The following is a 16,696-nucleotide window of genomic DNA, read 5'->3' on the forward strand; positions in this document are numbered from 1 at the left end:
GGTTGTATATTAACCTAACATTAATTTTTACAGATCTTACACACCCACTGCTGGAGCGCACGGCGAGATATTTTAATCCCTCCGTTTTTCAGTTCTGACGGCAGCGTCAACCAGCGAACCGGCTGTTGAAAACGCGCCAGCTTATCACGAACCCATTCAGCGAGGTTCACGTCTCCGGCCTGCGATGCATACTCCACAACCGCAACGGGACGATGACCAAACTCTTTATCTTCTACCGGCACGACGAAGGCTTGTTGCACCAGCGGATGCGCATTAATAACGCGTTCGACTTCCTCCGGCTGAATGCCTTCGCCGCCGCTAAAGAACAGGTTGTCCAGCCGCCCGGCGATGGTTAGCCTGCCGTGGTTCAGCTCGCCGCGATCGCGCGTGGCAAACCAGCCTTCGCCATTAACCAGCGGGATCAGTTTGCCATCACGCCAGTAACCTTCCGCCATACTGGCGGCGCGCAGCCAGACTTCATTATCGACGATTCTGATCTCTCTGCCGGGAAGCGGCGCGCCCACATCATCCGAACCATCGGCCTCTTTGGCGCATACCGTAGACGCGAACTCCGTGAGCCCATACCCGCACCAGCAGCGAATCCCTTGTTTGCTGGCCTGGTCGGTGAGTTCAACCGGAATCACCGCGCCGCCGAGCAAAACGGCTTTCAGCGTCACCGCCGCCCGATTCGCCAGCAACCGCCATAGCTGCGTCGGCACCAGCGAAGCATGAGTACACTCTGCCAGCATCTGCTCCAGCGGTTGCTTATCGCGTACCGTCATGCGCGCCCCGGCGAAGAGCCAGCGCCACATAATACCCTGCCCGGATACATGAAACAGCGGCAGCGATAGCAGCCAGTCATCCTGCGGGCCAAACGGCATTAGCGAAAGCACCCCCTGCGCGCTGGCAAGATGCGCCTGGCACGTATGTACGGCCGCTTTTGGCAATCCTGTGGAACCCGATGTCAGCGTCATGGAAACCAGACGCTGCGGTTGCCAGTCCACAACATACGCCGCTGTGCTCTTTTGTATCTGCAACGCGGTTAATCCGGAAAACGCGTTTTCGCCTTCCAGTGTCAGCGCAAAACGCAGCGTTAACTTCGGCACCAGCGCCTCCAGCAACGTCTGGGGCAACTGCGGATTGACGGGCAGAACCCGCGCGCCGCACTGCATCAGCGCAAGCCATGCCAACAGAGTGCGCGGCTGATTCCCGGCGCGCAGCAGGACACCGTCGCCCTCGCGTACGCCCTGCGCGGCAAACCCGCCCGCCAGCGCATCAATACGCTCACAGAGGGCGCGCCAGCTTAGCACTTCATCGTTCAGGCGCAGAGCGGGCGCCTGACTGCGAACCTGACGCCAGTGGCGCCACGGCCAGTCCGTGAATGTCATAACAGTCGTTCCAGCTCCTCACGCTTCAGACAAGGCAACGCGCTACCGGGCCAGGGGCGAATCTGTTGCGCCTGCATCAGATGCAAGGTATCCAGTCCAGGCAGCGTTCCCGGCGTCAACCAGGCGGCAATCCGCGCCAGTTGCGTCAGGCCGAGGCTGGACTCGATCGAAGAGCTGATGACCGCCGTCAGTCCCAACGCATGGGCGGCAGCGACTTGCTCACGCACTTTATCAAGCGATCCGGTCAGCGTAGGTTTGATAACCACAGCCCTGACGCCCTCTTCGGCTTCAAAGGTGAAATCCGCTTCGCGCAGACTTTCGTCCCAGGCAATCGCGATGCCGGTTTCACGGGCAAAGGCGCGGGAATCATCCCGCGTCTTACACGGTTCTTCGAGAAAGGCGATACGAGCGCGGTAATCCGGATTAACATACTTTGCGAACTGTTGGGCTTTTAGCGGCGTCCAGGCGCGATTCGCATCCAGACGCAGATGCAGATCCGGGATCGCCTCCAGCAGCACATTAACCACCATGCCGTCGCGTACCGCTTCATAAAGACCCACTTTGACCTTAGCGATTTTCTCGCCGGGCATATCGGCAAGCCGCAGCACCAAATCGTCAGGATCGCCAGTGCATAACGGCGCAGCGCGATAGTCCGCCGCCTCCGGCAATACGCCTGTCAGTTCCGCCAGCGCGCAGCTTGCGCCAAACGCGACCGAAGGCATCTCCGGTAATCCCTCGCTCCCCTGAAGCCAGTCGTTCACCCACGTCAGGAGCGCCGTCTGCGCCTCTTCCCACGTTTCCTGACTGAAGCCCGGCAGCGGAGAGATCTCTCCCCATCCCTCACGCTCGCCGTCACGCAGACAAACATACAGCCCGTCGCGAGTTTTTAACCGCCTGTCGCGCAGAACCACCCCCGCGTCCATGGGGATCTGCCAGCGGTATACCTGCGCGCTACGCATTATGGGTTCCGTTTGAATTTGCTGAAGTCAGGCTGACGCTTCTGGTTAAAGGCGTTACGGCCTTCCTGCCCTTCTTCGGTCATGTAGAACAGCATGGTAGCGTTGCCCGCCAGCTCCTGCAGCCCGGCCTGACCGTCACAATCGGCATTCAGCGCCGCTTTCAGGCAACGCAGCGCCATCGGACTGTTTTGCAACATTTCGCGGCACCAGCGCACGGTCTCTTTTTCCAGATCCGCCAGCGGAACGACGGTGTTAACCAGCCCCATGTCCAGCGCCTGTTGCGCATCGTACTGGCGGCACAGGAACCAGATTTCACGCGCTTTCTTCTGACCAACGATACGCGCCATATACGAAGCGCCCCAACCGCCGTCAAAGGAGCCGACTTTCGGACCGGTCTGGCCGAAGATGGCGTTTTCCGCCGCTATGGTCAGGTCGCACATCATGTGCAACACATGACCACCGCCGATAGAATACCCCGCGACCATCGCGACAACCGGTTTTGGACAGGTGCGAATCTGGCGCTGGAAATCCAGCACGTTCAGGTGATGCACGCCGGAGTCATCCTGATAACCGCCGTAATCGCCGCGCACCTTCTGGTCGCCGCCCGCGCAAAACGCTTTATCGCCTTCGCCGGTCAGAATAATCACGCCCACGTTGTCGTCGTAACGGGCATCCGCCAGCGCCTGAATCATCTCTTTGACGGTCAACGGACGAAATGCATTGCGCACCTGCGGACGATTAATGGTGATTTTTGCAATACCGTCGGTGGATTTTTCATAACGAATGTCGGTGTAACCCTCCGAGCAGTCGTGCCATTCTACCGGTGCGTAAAGCATTGTTTCATCAGGATAGATCATAGTGTGTCCTTTAGTCAGAGACGCAGAATCTGAGCCAGACTGTCTACCACGCCAGCGGGGTTTTCCCGATGCGCGTTGTGTCCGGCGTTACGAATAACATGGCATGTCGCCGCCACTTCCTGCGCCAGGGCGCGGAATTTGCTGTCGCGTTCGCCACATAAATAATAAAACGGAAATGCCAGCGCGTTGAGCGCCTCGCGTAAATCCGGCTGGGCGGCAAGCGATGTCGCCTCCAGCATCGCAGCCAGCGTTTCGCCGTTATTCTGGCTACGCAGCGCCGTCAACGTCTGCCTTTGCTGCGCCGTCAGCGAGGCGAACACCGGCTGCTGATACCAGTCGTGAAAAACCTCAGTCAGGGGTTCACGACGAAAACGCTCTGCCCAGCGCCCGTCGGACAATCGTCTTTCAGCGCGCGCCTGTTCATTTTGCAGCCCCGGATGACCGCCTTCGACCACCAGGCCGCACAGGCCTGGTATTCCCTGGCAGGCTGCCATCATCGCCACCCGGCCGCCAAGAGAGTATCCCACCAACCAAAACTTTAGTATGTTGTAACTAATTAACGTAGCGCGCAGTAATCTGATGACATCGGCAAAGCCGCCGACCGGAATAGCCGTAGATCCGCCATGTCCCGGTAAGTCAATATAGAGCCGCGAACAGCCGTGAAACTGTTCGCCAACCGGCTGCCATTCGCGGCAATCGCCAGAAAAACCGTGCAGGAAAACCAGCGAGGGCGCCCCAGGCTGTCCGGGCATGTGCTGCGCGTGCAACATCATAGATGGCTTACCTGAGCCAAAAGTTGCTGCAACGTCTGCGCGCCGTCCGTATCGTTTACCACCAGCTCAATCACCGTTGCCGCCGGGGTTCGCCACGCGCCAGCCAGCGCAGACTCCAGTTCTTCCCAGTTTTCCGGGCGATGATAGCGCAGGTTAAACATGGCAGCCGCATGGTCAAAATGGACGTTTTGCGGCATCAAATAAAAGCGCTCGCGTTTGCTTTGCGGCGTCGGCAGCAGGGAAAAAATCTGCCCGCCGTTATTGTTGACCACAATCAACACAAACGGCGCGGATACCTGACGTAGTAACGCCAGCGCGTTAAGATCGTACAGCGCGGATAAATCGCCGACGATAGCCAACGTCGATTTGGCGCTGGCGCGCTGCACGCCCGCCGCAGTGGAAAGCAGGCCGTCAATGCCGCTCGCCCCGCGATTGCTGTATACCGGATAGCCGGCCGGCAACTGCGACAGCGCGTCGATCAGACGCACCACCAGACTATTGCCCACGAACAATTGCCCCTGCTCCGGCAGATAGTCGCGGATACGGTGCGCCAGCTGCGCTTCGCCAAAGGTGTCTCGCTGCGCGACCACCCGTTGCCACGCCAGTTCCGCCAGACGCGGGATCTCTACACACCACGGTTTACGTTTTTCCGCCGGATGCAGTTCCAGCCAGTCGGCGATTTTCGCTACCAGTCTGCGTCCACGATGGTGCGCCGGGTCCAGACGACCTTCAATATTGTCGATTACCCAGTACTCTTCCGGCTCGCAGGTTGCCTGCCATTGCAGTAAGCGTTTTCCGGTAAGGCTACTGCCAAGCTGGACGACAATCTGCGCCTGCTGCAGTTCGGTCACCGCTTTGGCGTTGCCGAGCCACAGGTCGGCGCACGGCAGCGGCTGCCCGGTTTGCGACAATACGTCGCCAATTAATGGCCATCCCAGAGTTTGCGCCCACTGCGCCACTTTTTTGCCTTCTTCCGCGCTCATACGCCCGGCGACAACGACGCCGCGTTTTTGTCGCCAGAAGAACCAGTCGCGCTGTTTGTCGCTTGCCAGTCGACGCGCTTCGCGCAGCCAGGGTTTTTCATCCTGCCACCAGTCGCCGAGACGCTGCTGCCAGACCAGACCGGTGTCATTCATATCGCCATACAGCGGTTCGGCAAAAGGACAGTTAATGTGCAGCGCGCCCGCATGAAGCATGGCGAGCGCATTGTCGATGGTCGACACCAGCCAGCGCGCCGGAATATCCTGCGTGGGACGCGGCAACGACAGAGTTTGGGAGGGGTGCGAGGCAAACATCCCCGCCTGACGGATCGCCTGGTTGGCGCCGCAGTCAATCAGCTCCGGCGGGCGATCGGCGGTAAGTAAAATGAGCTTCTCGCCCGTCAGACCCGCCTCAATCAGCGCCGGATAGAGGTTCGCCACGGCGGTACCTGAAGTGACAATAACGGCAACCGGCTGTTGGCTGACTTTCGCCAGCCCTAACGCCAGATGACCAAGCCCACGCTCATCAAAGTGCGTATGGTGAATAAAAGCAGGATTCTCTGCCGCCGCCAACGTGAGCGGCGTGGAACGGGAACCAGGGGCGATACAAACATGCCTGACGCCATGACGGGTTAAGGCTTCCAGGATGACCGCCGCCCAGCGCCGGTTAAATGCACTTACTGACATGAGTTTGTCCGGTATCAATCATTGGGACTAAGTATAAAGAGCTGCAAAAATGGATTATTGATATGGGTCGGGAATATGTGACTCATTACGCATCCATCTGCAATAAGGTACGTAACCCGGCCGCTTTATTATCTATTTCCTGCCATTCCTGTTCCGGATCGGAGCCGCGGACGATTCCCGCGCCGGCATACAATCGCACCACATTGGCCGTCACTTTGGCTGAACGTAACGTCACGCAAAACTCACTTTGCCGCGTGGAGAGATAGCCTGCCGACCCGGCATACCATTCACGTTCGAACGGCTCATGTTGTTCTATAAAACAACGCGCGGGTTCACGAGGGATCCCGGCGACCGCTGCGGTAGGCTGTAACTGGTGCAGGCAGAGCGTGTCGTCCGCCTGATTAAGCGCCGTCCAGATACAGCGGCGCAAATGCTGTACCTTGCGCAGTCTGAGCACCTGCGGCGGCAGCACATCCAGCGAGTGGGTGCAGTTTTGCAGTCGCTGGCAGATGTCTTCGACAACCAGCATATTTTCTCGCTGGTTTTTATCGTCTTTCATTAACCATTCGCCAAGCTGCCAGGCTTTATGGTTATCCGGATGGTTCGCCACCGTCCCGGCCAGCGCTTCGGTACGCAGCGCCGTTTCACGCCGCCGCCAGAGCCGCTCCGGCGATGATCCTAGAAAGGCGGTATCGGCGGAAAAAGCCATAAAAAAGTGGTAGCAGTTGAGATTTAAACGACGACTGGACGCCATCATCGCGGCGGCATTGACCGGACGGGAGAATTGTAAGTCGGTGGCCCGCGCCAGCACAACTTTATCAAACGCCTCTTGCGCAATGGTGTGGGTGGCCTGCTGAATCAGCTTCACCCAACCGTCTTTGTCCGGCCAGTGTTGTTCGCTCGTGAGCGAAAGGCGTAGCGCCGGAACAGGCTTAATGCCGACCAGAGAAGCGAGAAACGCTTTCGCCTGGCGCGCATCATCGCGTAGCGAAACGTCACTGTGCAGATGTAAGCGTAAGGTCGCCGTACCCCCGCTACGTCGCCACTCCAGCCGCGGCAGCAATAAGTAGCCCTCTTTCGGCTCGAACGCATTCAGCCCCCAAATACGCAGGTCAGGCTGCGCGTGCTGACGTAAAAACCGTTGCGCCAGATCGAGCGATGAAAAAACGGTGATTGCCCCGAGAACGGCAGCTTCTTCGTCGCCATTGCGCTGTTGCCAGTAGAATTGCGGAAAGGATGACTGGCTGGCCAGCCAGCTCAATGCATCGAAGGCATCGTTTAAAGGGAAAGGCGCATCGAAAACGCAAAGCCCTGGCGTCGCCGGTATCTCTTGCGATAGCTGACGCGTCAGATTTTCCAGCGCAGTAGTAATAGAATGCACGCGGCCCCTCCCTGTTAAAAACCCCACATTATACGGGGTACTGCCCTAAAAAAGCAGTACCTCATTTAGGGAGGGTTGCAATTCTGTTCAGTAGGGGGATTTAGCGCCGCGCCAGCAGCAGTCCAAGTACCAGTCCTACCGCCGCGCCTACGCCAATACCCTGCCAGGGTTTTTCATGAACGTAGTCATCCGCTTTATAAACGGCCTGCTTTGCCCGGTAATAATAGCTATCCGACGCATGGCTTACGCGGTTTTTCACCTCTTCCAGCGCTTGTTCCGCGCGGGCTTTCAGCTCAATGTATTTTTGATCGGCGGGATCGCCTGAGGAACGTAAAATCTCTTCCAGCGTTTCGCTGAGCAAAGTCAGATCATCATCAACACGTGATTCACCAAATTGATATGACATTCTCATTCTCCGTTGTGTTAACACCTGCTCCTAACTATAGTCAACGGTTTCGGTTTATGCCTGATGAACCTCCCGCGCCATTCCCCGGTGCGGAATGCCGTCTTCGTCATAAACATCGGTAACCGGAATAAAACCAAACCGCGCATAAAAAGGTTGTAGATGCGCCTGCGCCCCCAGATATAGCGGCTTATCCGGCCAGTGCCGCCCACAAGATTCCAGCGTTTTCGCCATTAATTGCTGGCCCAGTTTCGCCCCTCGCCAGGCATCGCTGACGATCACCCGGCCAATGACAACCGGTTCTGATTCGTTATCACTTTTCAGAATCCTCGCATACGCCACCAGCTCACCCTGATGCCAGCCCAGAATATGCCGATTGTCGCCGACTAAATCATCGCCATCCACATCCAGGTAAGGACAGCGCTGTTCTACCACAAAGACTGCGCAGCGCAATTTGAGTAACGCGTAAAGTTGAGGAACGGTAAGTTCGCTATGGTGGAGATCCTGCCAGTCAATCATGATGCGCTCCTGTGTTGTGGTAATCTTGGGTTAAACGATAACCAAACGTGTATGGACAAGATGGAATTAATTTTTTTAGGTACGTCCGCAGGCGTTCCCACGCGCTCACGCAATGTAACGGCAATTTTATTACATCTGCAACATCCAACGCAGCCGGGAGTGTGGCTTTTTGATTGCGGCGAAGGGACACAGCATCAAATGCTTAATACCGCGTTTCATCCCGGTAAGCTTGAGCGCATTTTTATCAGTCATCTTCACGGCGATCATCTGTTTGGCCTGCCGGGTCTGCTATGCAGCCGGTCGATGGCGGGGAATCCCCATCCGCTAACCGTATACGGACCTCAAGGCGTGCGTGAGTTTATTGCAACCACACTGCGCCTTAGCGGTTCATGGACCGATTTTCCGTTGCAAATTGAAGAAATTAGCGCGGGCGATATTCTTGACGACGGTCTGCGTAAAGTGACCGCGTTCAGGCTGGAGCATCCACTGGAGTGCTACGGATATCGCGTTGTTGAACATGACAAGCCTGGCGCGCTGAATGCCAGGGCGTTAAAAGCCGCAGGCGTTACGCCCGGCCCGCTGTTTCAGGCGTTGAAGGCAGGAAAAACCGTCACACTTGCCGATGGAAGGCAGATCAATGGCGCCGACTACCTTGCTCCCGCCGTGGCCGGGAAATCAGTGGCGATTTTCGGCGATACCGCGCCCTGCGAGGCCGCCCTCGCGCTGGCGCAGGGTGTAGATGTGATGGTTCATGAAACCACGCTGGATGCGTCAATGGAGGAGAAAGCCAACGCTCGCGGACACAGCTCCACCCGTCAAACCGCGACGCTGGCGCGGGAAGCTGCCGTTGGTCGGCTGATCATGACCCATATTAGCTCACGCTATGACGATAAAGGCTGTCAGCGCTTACTGGCGGAATGCCGCGCTATTTTCCCGGCGACGGAACTGGCTTACGATTTTTCTGTTTTCCCGGTTTAGCGCTCCATTTTTTGTCCTCATTGCCGATAACACTAAAAAAGGCAGGCTTTCATAATGAGGTTAGGATGGACAATTTTCAGAAAGATATTGATGACAGGGCCAATTTAACCCTGTCCAACCGTTTTGAACTGCTGTTATTCCGTCTTGGTACATCGCTGCATGAACAGAAGTCAGAGCTGTTCGGCATCAATGTATTTAAGCTGCGCGAAATCGTACCAATGCCCGCCTTTACGCGCCCGGCAGGCATGAAAGCGCCGCTATTGGGCATGGTCAATATTCGGGATCAGGTCATTCCGGTGATTGATTTGCCAGCGGTAGCGGGCTGCAAGCCGGAAACCGGGCTGAATATTTTGCTGATCACCGAATATGCGCGCAGCGTACAGGCATTTGCCGTCGAGTCGGTGGAAAATATTATGCGTCTTGACTGGCAACAGGTGCATACCGCCGAGAAAGCCGTCAACGGTCGCTACATCACCAGTATTGCCTGCCTGGATGATAACAAAGAAACCAACAACCTGGCGCTGGTGCTCGACGTTGAGCAGATCCTTTATGATATTGTCCCCTCCAGCCACGATCTGCGCGCCACCAATCTGAAGACCAATAAATTTTATATTACCCCTGGCGCGGTAGCCATTGTGGCGGAAGACTCCAAAGTCGCCCGCGCGATGCTGGAAAAAGGGCTGAACGCGATGGGAATTCCGCACCAGATGCATGTGACCGGCAAGGATGCATGGGAGAGAATCCAGCAACTGGCGCAGGAAGCGGAGGCCGAAGGTAAGCCAATTAGCGAGAAAATCGCGCTAGTCCTGACAGACCTTGAGATGCCGGAGATGGATGGCTTTACGTTAACGCGTAAAATTAAAACCGATGAACGGCTGAAAAAGATCCCGGTTGTTATTCATTCTTCCCTTTCCGGCAGCGCCAACGAAGATCATGTGCGTAAGGTGAAAGCCGACGGCTACGTGGCCAAGTTTGAGATTAACGAACTCTCTTCAGTGATACAGGAAGTGATGGAACGCGCGGCGCAAAACATCAGCGGCCCGCTGGTAAGCCGGCAGTTGCTAAGTTAAATTCCGGTCGCTGAGACCTTACAGGCCGGATGGCGGCGCAAGCGCCTTATCCGGTCTACCGTCCTGAGTCATTTTAAAGAATGACATCAGGTAAAAAAACCCGCTTCGTGAAGCGGGTTTTTCGTTTTTACTTATTGCTTACATCAACGGCGTCGCTAACTGCACAAGGCTAATCAGCGGCTGCGGCCAGACGCCCAGTACCAACACCAGCAACGCGGAGATCAGCACCACGATACCGCCTGCGCTGTACTGCCAGTTTGTCGGCGCGTCGCGTCCCGGTTGCTGCGGCGCGTGCAGGTAGAGACTCACCGCAACGCGCAGGTAGTAGTACAAACCAATCGCGGAACCCACCACCACGGCGGCGACCAGCCACCACAGGCTGGCCTGAACGCCGACCGCCAGCACGTAGAATTTGCCGATAAAGCCCAGCGTCATCGGGATACCTGCCAGCGACAGCATCATCACCGTCATCACCGCGGCAAGAACCGGGCGGTGCCAGAATAGACCACGGTAAGAGTACAGAGAATCCGCATCCGGGCCGCGGAACGGGCTGGACATCAGGCTGACCACGCCAAACGCGCCGAGGCTGCTGAACAGATAACCGGCCAGGTAAACGCCTACCGCTTCCATCGACATCTCGCCGCTCTGCAGGGCAATCAGCGCCACCAGCAGATAGCCGAGGTGAGAAATAGAAGAGTAACCGAGCAGACGTTTGATGTTGGTCTGGCTCAGCGCCATCAGGTTACCGAAGATGATAGAGGCAAAGGCGATAATGCCCAGCACCACGCGTACCGCTTCGCTGTCGCCTACCGGCGCATAGAGGAACAGACGCATTACCACGCCGAAGATAGCGATTTTGCTCGCCGTCGCCAGGAAGGTGGAAACCGGCGCAGGCGCGCCCTGGTATACGTCTGGCGTCCACAGGTGGAACGGCACCAGAGAGAGTTTAAAGCCCAGACCGACAATCATCAGGCCAAAGCCCGCCAGCAGCAACGGCTCGTGCAGCATACCATCGCCGAGGCTCTTACCGAGCGCTTCGAAAGACAGGTTGCCGGACTGCGCATAGACCAGCGCCATCCCGAACAGCAGGAAAGACGAGGCGGCGGCGGAGAGGATGGTGTATTTGATACTGGCTTCCAGCGAGCGTTTCTGGCGGAAAGCATAACCAATCAGGCCGAACAGCGGCAGTGAGATCAGTTCAATACCGAGGAACAGCGCCGCCAGATGGTTGGCGTTCGCCAGCAGAATTCCGCCCAGGCTGGCGATTAACACCAGCAGGTAGAACTCTTCCCGGTTGTCGTCGTAACCTTCCAGCCACGGGTAAGCAAAGGTACAGGTGGCAAGACTCGCCAGCAGCACCAGCCCGGTATAGAGCATGGCGAAACCGTCAACCCGCATCAGCGGGGTGACGTCCATGGCGCCCGCCTGGCCAACAAACCAAAGCGAAACCAGAGCAGCGTTAAGCCCAATGACCGACAGCGTGGCATTGAGGAAGTGATTGCGTCGCCACGCAATGGAGAGCATCACAACCACCACCGTCAAGCCGACGATCAGCAGCGGTAGCAGCGCAATCAGGTGTTGTGGAGTTATTGTCATGGCGATTTACGGCCTTGTAGTAGTAACGGAATTAACAAACCACTGCTGGATGTTGCTCATCGCAGAATGCGAGGTATCCAGAATCGGCTGCGGATAGAAGCCAAGCAGTACCAGAAGCACCACCAGCAACAGAATGATAAACAGCTCGCGCAGCGACATCCCTGGCAGTTCCTGGCTGGCAATCTGGCTCTTCGCTTTACCGAAGTAAGCGCGATGCAGCATCGCCAGCGAGTATACAGAGGCGAATACCAGCCCAAAGGTGGAGATCACGGTAATCATCGGCACCACCTGGTAGCTGCCGAACAGAATCATAAATTCGCCGACAAAGTTACCGGTGCCCGGCATACCGAGCGTCGCCACCGCAAAGAACATGGACAGCGCAGGCAACCACTTCATCTTGCCCCACAGGCCGCCCATCATACGCATGTCGCGGGTATGCAGGCGCTCGTACAACTGACCACACAGAATGAACAGACCGGCCGCGGAGAGACCGTGCGCGATCATCTGGATCACCGCCCCCTGGTAGGCCAGTTGGCTGCCGGTGTAGATAGCGATCAGCACGAAGCCCATGTGGGAAACGGAGGTATAGGCAATCAGGCGCTTGATGTCGTATTGGGTAAAGGCCATCCACGCGCCGTAGAAAATGCCGATAACGCCCAGCCACATGGCGATAGGCGCAAACTCCGCCGACGCGTTCGGGAACAATGGCAGGGAGAAACGCAGCAGACCGTAAGCGGCGGTTTTCAGCAAGATACCGGCCAGGTCGACGGAACCGGCGGTCGGCGCCTGGGAGTGCGCATCCGGCAGCCAGCCATGCAGCGGAACCACCGGCATTTTCACCGCGAAGGCGATGAAGAAGCCCAGCATCAGCAGATATTCCACACCGTGGGACATCGGCGTATTCAGCAGCTCTTCATAGTTGAAGGTCCACACGCCGGTCGCGTTGTAGTGCACAAAGACCAGCGCCAGGATGGCAATCAGCATCACCAGACCACTCGCCTGGGTGTAGATGAAGAACTTGGTCGCCGCCGTGATACGCGTTTTCCCGTCAGAAGCTTTGTGGCCCCACAGCGCTATCAGGAAGTACATCGGCACCAGCATCATTTCCCAGAAGAAGAAGAACAGGAACATGTCGATGGCCAGGAACACGCCGATAACGCCGCCTAAGATCCACATCAGGTTCAGGTGGAAGAAGCCCTGATATTTTTCGATTTCTCGCCAGGAGCAAAGCACCGCCAGAACGCCGAGCAGGCCGGTCAGCACCACCATTAGCAGCGACAGTCCGTCGAGCGCCAGATGGATAGAGATGCCAAAACGCGGGATCCACGGCAGAACAAATTCAGATTGCCACTGCGGAATACCGGCGGATTGCGTCAGTGAATAGCCGCCCTGCAACCACAATTGCAGACCGAGCGCCAGCGTCAGCCCCATGGTAATCAGCGCTATCCAGCGCGGCACCTTCACGCCAAAGCGTTCGGTCTGCCAGCACAGAAAGCCGCCGATAAAGGGGATTAATATCAACCAGGGTAATAACATAGCTAAGTATGTCCCTTATATTTACTCCTGCTCAGGCTATCTCACTCGTCAGCCCAAATCCTGCCAGTGCTCACACAAAACGCAGCGCGTTTTGAACGTCCGTAAGGACGGCCCCGTAGGGGTGAGCTTCGCGAATCATCCTCACGTACTTCAGTACGCTCCGGTTGCTGTGCGCTGGCGGTATCCGGTCTGACTTCGCCGATGACGCCTGTACTTCAGGAACAGATTTTCAACGAATTCTAAAAATTATTTTTGGGTTTGTAGGCCGGATAAGCACTGCGCCATCCGGCAGTCGTTCATCCAGCCAACAAACTCAACGCAGTACCATCAACAGCGCCAGCACTACAACCGCGCCGATGCTCATGGATGCCACATACCAGCGCAAATAACCGTTCTCGCTCAGTACCAGGCCTTTGCCTGCAAAACGGGAAAGGATAGCCGGAATGTTCATCAACGCATTAAGCGGGTCGCGCTTCAGCAGCCAGGCGATACCGAGGAATGGCTTGACGAATGCTTTGTCGTACAGCCAGTCAAAGCCCCAGGCGTTATACCACCAGGTGCCCAGCAGACGGCCCGGCGCGCTGTTGGCGATCGACGTCACCAGCGTACGTTTACCCAGCCACAGCCATGCGGCAATCAGGATGCCGGCAATCGCCACTACGCCAGAGGTAATTTCCAGGGTCAACACACGACCATGCGCCAGTTCAGTTGTCTGCGGCAGCACCCCCTGCAATGGCGGCACAATCAGCGCGCCAACAAAGGTAGACAGAATCATCAGGACAATCAGCGGCAGATGGTGGGTAATCCCCTTCCCTGCATGAGCATGAATTTGTTCTTTACCGTGGAATACGATGAAAATCATCCGGAAGGTGTACAGGGAGGTCATGAACGCGCCGACCAGACCCGCCACCATCAGATTGATATGACCGTTCGCCATCGCCCCGGCCAGGATCTCATCCTTACTGAAGAAGCCCGCAGTGACCAGCGGCAGCGCCGACAGCGCCGCGCCGCCCACCAGGAAGCAGGCATACACCAGCGGAATGGACTTACGCAGACCGCCCATCTTAAAGATGTTCTGTTCGTGATGGCAGGCCAGAATGACGGAACCGGACGCCAGGAACAGCAGCGCTTTGAAGAACGCATGGGTCATCAGATGGAAAATCGCCGCATCCCACGCCTGCACGCCAAGCGCCAGGAACATGTAGCCAATCTGGCTCATGGTGGAATAGGCCAGCACGCGTTTGATGTCGGTCTGCACCAGCGCGGCGAAACCCGCCATGACCAGCGTAATCGCCCCGATAATGCCCACCAGATGCAGAATTTCCGGGGTCATCAGGAACAGACCATGGGTACGAGCGATCAGGTAGACACCGGCGGTAACCATGGTGGCGGCGTGGATCAGCGCGGAGACCGGCGTCGGACCGGCCATCGCGTCGGCAAGCCAGGTCTGCAACGGTAGCTGCGCAGATTTACCGACCGCGCCGCCCAGCAGCATCAGCGTCGCCCACATCAGCATGTTGTTGCCGTCAGCAAAGTGCGCTGGCGCCAGCTCGACCATTTCGCGGAAGTTCAGCGTGCCCAGTTCGTTGTAGAGGATGAACAGCGCGAAGGCGAGGAACACGTCACCGACACGGGTCACCACGAAGGCTTTCATTGCCGCTGCGCCATTCTTCGGATCGCTGTAATAGAAGCCGATCAACAGATAAGAGCACAGGCCCACGCCTTCCCAGCCGAGGTACATCAACAGCAGGTTATCGGACAGCACCAGAACAACCATGCTGGCGATAAACAGGTTGGTATAAGCGAAGAAGCGAGAGTAGCCCTCTTCCCCACGCATGTACCAAGAAGCGAACATGTGGATCAGGAAGCCGACGCCGGTGACCACAGAGAGCATGGTCAGCGACAGGCCGTCCAGCACCAGGTTAAAACCGATGTTGAAGTTACCGACCGACATCCACGTCCACAGCGGCTGGCTGAACGCCTGTTTGCCGTTGGCGAAGAAATCCATCCCGACAAACGCTGTCACCAACGCCGCCAGACCAACGGAGCCCACGCCAATAGTCGCGGAGAGATTTTCCGACCAGCGTCCGCGAGAGAACGCCAGCAGTACAAAGCCAATCAATGGCAGAATAATGGTTAAGGCAAGCATGTTCATCCACGCATCTCACTTACTGAATCGATGTTCAGGTTCTGGCGACGGCGATGGAGTTGCAGCAACAGCGCAAGTCCAATACTCGCTTCCGCAGCCGCAAGGCTGATGGCGAGAATGTACATCACCTGACCATCGGTCTGGCCCCAGTAGCTCCCGGCGACCACAAAGGCCAGCGCGGAGGCGTTAATCATGATTTCCAGCCCGATCAGCATAAACAGCAGATTGCGGCGGATAACCAGACCGGTTAAACCCAGGACGAATAAAATCGCAGCGAGGATCAGTCCGTGTGTTAAGGGGATCATGCGCGCTCCTCCGTTTTTCTTTTCGCGCGGTCATCGGCGCGGTTGCTTAGCACTTCGCCCGCACGCTCTTCACGACCGACGTGGAACGCCACCACCAGGCCTGCCAGCAGCAGCATAGACGCCAGTTCGACCGCCAGAACATAAGGCCCGAACAGCGTAATGCCCACCGCTTTCGCGCTAATCGGCGTGCCGTCGATGCCCTGGTCGTTAACGCCCAGAATGGCGTACACAATGACCGCCAGCATAATGGCCGACAAAACCGCCGGACCAATCCACACCTGCGGCTTCAGCCACTGGCGTTCCTGTTCGATTTCGCTGCCGCCGAGGTTGAGCATCATCACCACGAACACAAACAGCACCATGATGGCGCCTGCGTAGACGATAATTTCCAGCGCACCGGCAAAATAAGCGCCCAACGAAAAGAACACCCCGGAAATCGCCAGTAGCGATATCACCAGATACAACAGCGCGTGTACCGGATTGGTATGGGTGATCACTCGCAGGGTCGCAAGGATGGCTATCAGGCCACAGATATAAAAAGCGAATTCCATTGCCCTCTCCTTACGGTAACAGGCTCTTGACGTCGATAGGCTTGGCTTCATTCTCTGCTTCGCCTTTATCTTTGCCGTCGATTGCCATACCCGCCATCCGGTAGAAGTTATATTCCGGGTATTTGCCCGGACCGGAAATCAGCAGATCCTCTTTTTCGTACACCAGATCCTGACGTTTGTATTCGCCCAGTTCGAAGTCCGGGGTCAACTGAATCGCCGTGGTCGGGCACGCTTCTTCGCACAGGCCGCAGAAGATGCAGCGTGAGAAGTTAATGCGGAAAAATTCCGGATACCAGCGGCCATCTTTGGTCTCCGCTTTTTGCAGAGAGATACAGCCTACCGGACAGGCTACCGCACACAGGTTACAGGCAACGCAGCGCTCTTCACCGTCCGGGTCGCGCGTGAGCACGATACGACCACGGTAACGGGGCGGTAAATAGACCGGCTCTTCCGGATACATCCGCGTTTCGCGTTTGGCGAACGCATGCAGGCCGATCATCCAGATACTGCGTACCTGAGTGCCGAAACCTACTAATAATTCTTTTAAGGTCATGGTCTTTGTGT

16 protein-coding genes are annotated in these 16,696 nt (G+C 56.9%); 2 read left to right on the forward strand and 14 right to left on the reverse strand.

Features of this window, described 5'->3' with window-relative positions:
* Positions 1–20: 20 nt before the first annotated feature.
* The 8 genes from menE to ACH0VJ_RS14055 all read right to left on the reverse strand — a co-directional run bounded on the left by menE (position 21) and on the right by ACH0VJ_RS14055 (position 7,947).
* A complete protein-coding gene (menE, locus tag ACH0VJ_RS14020) occupies positions 21–1,388 on the reverse strand; it encodes an o-succinylbenzoate--CoA ligase (protein WP_000144669.1) in 1,368 nt (455 codons plus the stop codon).
* On the reverse strand, positions 1,385–2,347 hold the full coding sequence (gene menC / locus ACH0VJ_RS14025; RefSeq protein ID WP_001255568.1) for an o-succinylbenzoate synthase: 963 nt from the start codon (positions 2,345–2,347) through the stop codon (positions 1,385–1,387). Before menC ends, menE begins: the two co-directional genes overlap by 4 nt.
* Positions 2,347–3,204 (reverse strand): 1,4-dihydroxy-2-naphthoyl-CoA synthase, encoded by an 858-nt coding sequence (gene menB / locus ACH0VJ_RS14030; RefSeq protein WP_000640013.1) that lies wholly within the window; start codon positions 3,202–3,204, stop codon positions 2,347–2,349. The genes menC and menB overlap by 1 nt, the downstream gene beginning before the upstream one ends.
* Before the next feature lie 14 nt (positions 3,205–3,218).
* A complete protein-coding gene (gene menH / locus ACH0VJ_RS14035; RefSeq protein WP_000979144.1) occupies positions 3,219–3,977 on the reverse strand; it encodes a 2-succinyl-6-hydroxy-2,4-cyclohexadiene-1-carboxylate synthase in 759 nt (252 codons plus the stop codon).
* Complete coding sequence (gene menD, locus ACH0VJ_RS14040; protein WP_000116381.1) at positions 3,974–5,644, reverse strand: 2-succinyl-5-enolpyruvyl-6-hydroxy-3-cyclohexene-1-carboxylic-acid synthase; 1,671 nt, start codon at positions 5,642–5,644, stop codon at positions 3,974–3,976. The genes menH and menD overlap by 4 nt, the downstream gene beginning before the upstream one ends.
* An 85-nt stretch (positions 5,645–5,729) precedes the next feature.
* Positions 5,730–7,025 (reverse strand): isochorismate synthase MenF, encoded by a 1,296-nt coding sequence (gene menF / locus ACH0VJ_RS14045; protein WP_000555674.1) that lies wholly within the window; start codon positions 7,023–7,025, stop codon positions 5,730–5,732.
* A gap of 100 nt (positions 7,026–7,125) precedes the next feature.
* Positions 7,126–7,431, reverse strand: a complete 306-nt coding sequence (gene elaB, locus ACH0VJ_RS14050) for a stress response protein ElaB (RefSeq protein WP_001519663.1) — start codon at positions 7,429–7,431, stop codon at positions 7,126–7,128.
* Between the two features lie 54 nt (positions 7,432–7,485).
* Positions 7,486–7,947, reverse strand: a complete 462-nt coding sequence (locus ACH0VJ_RS14055; protein ID WP_000568158.1) for a GNAT family N-acetyltransferase — start codon at positions 7,945–7,947, stop codon at positions 7,486–7,488.
* Between the two features lie 60 nt (positions 7,948–8,007).
* On the opposite strand from ACH0VJ_RS14055, the gene rbn reads away from it, so the two are divergent.
* On the forward strand, positions 8,008–8,925 hold the full coding sequence (gene rbn / locus ACH0VJ_RS14060; RefSeq protein WP_000419093.1) for a ribonuclease BN: 918 nt from the start codon (positions 8,008–8,010) through the stop codon (positions 8,923–8,925).
* A gap of 65 nt (positions 8,926–8,990) precedes the next feature.
* Positions 8,991–9,995, forward strand: a complete 1,005-nt coding sequence (locus ACH0VJ_RS14065) for a chemotaxis protein (protein WP_000368563.1) — start codon at positions 8,991–8,993, stop codon at positions 9,993–9,995.
* A 138-nt stretch (positions 9,996–10,133) separates the two neighbouring features.
* On the opposite strand, the gene nuoN is transcribed toward ACH0VJ_RS14065, so the two are convergent.
* The 6 genes from nuoN to nuoI all read right to left on the reverse strand — a co-directional run bounded on the left by nuoN (position 10,134) and on the right by nuoI (position 16,685).
* The gene (gene nuoN, locus ACH0VJ_RS14070; protein ID WP_000156663.1) at positions 10,134–11,591 is read right to left on the reverse strand and encodes an NADH-quinone oxidoreductase subunit NuoN; all 1,458 of its coding nucleotides are present in this window, start codon (positions 11,589–11,591) and stop codon (positions 10,134–10,136) included.
* 6 nt (positions 11,592–11,597) lie between these two features.
* A complete protein-coding gene (gene nuoM, locus ACH0VJ_RS14075) occupies positions 11,598–13,127 on the reverse strand; it encodes an NADH-quinone oxidoreductase subunit M (RefSeq protein WP_000926428.1) in 1,530 nt (509 codons plus the stop codon).
* A 313-nt stretch (positions 13,128–13,440) separates the two neighbouring features.
* Positions 13,441–15,282 carry an NADH-quinone oxidoreductase subunit L gene (gene nuoL / locus ACH0VJ_RS14080; RefSeq protein WP_001056576.1) on the reverse strand — a complete coding sequence of 614 codons (1,842 nt, stop codon included), beginning with the start codon at positions 15,280–15,282 and terminating at the stop codon, positions 13,441–13,443.
* Positions 15,279–15,581, reverse strand: coding sequence for an NADH-quinone oxidoreductase subunit NuoK (nuoK, locus tag ACH0VJ_RS14085; RefSeq protein ID WP_000612687.1), 303 nt, complete (start codon positions 15,579–15,581; stop codon positions 15,279–15,281). Before nuoK ends, nuoL begins: the two co-directional genes overlap by 4 nt.
* Positions 15,578–16,132, reverse strand: a complete 555-nt coding sequence (gene nuoJ, locus ACH0VJ_RS14090) for an NADH-quinone oxidoreductase subunit J (RefSeq protein ID WP_000393522.1) — start codon at positions 16,130–16,132, stop codon at positions 15,578–15,580. Before nuoJ ends, nuoK begins: the two co-directional genes overlap by 4 nt.
* A 10-nt stretch (positions 16,133–16,142) precedes the next feature.
* The gene (gene nuoI / locus ACH0VJ_RS14095) at positions 16,143–16,685 is read right to left on the reverse strand and encodes an NADH-quinone oxidoreductase subunit NuoI (protein WP_000172747.1); all 543 of its coding nucleotides are present in this window, start codon (positions 16,683–16,685) and stop codon (positions 16,143–16,145) included.
* Between the last annotated feature and the right edge of the window lie 11 nt (positions 16,686–16,696).

It is taken from the genome of Salmonella sp. 2020_1459 (assembly GCF_043847915.1).
GTDB classification, from domain to species: domain Bacteria; phylum Pseudomonadota; class Gammaproteobacteria; order Enterobacterales; family Enterobacteriaceae; genus Salmonella; species Salmonella enterica.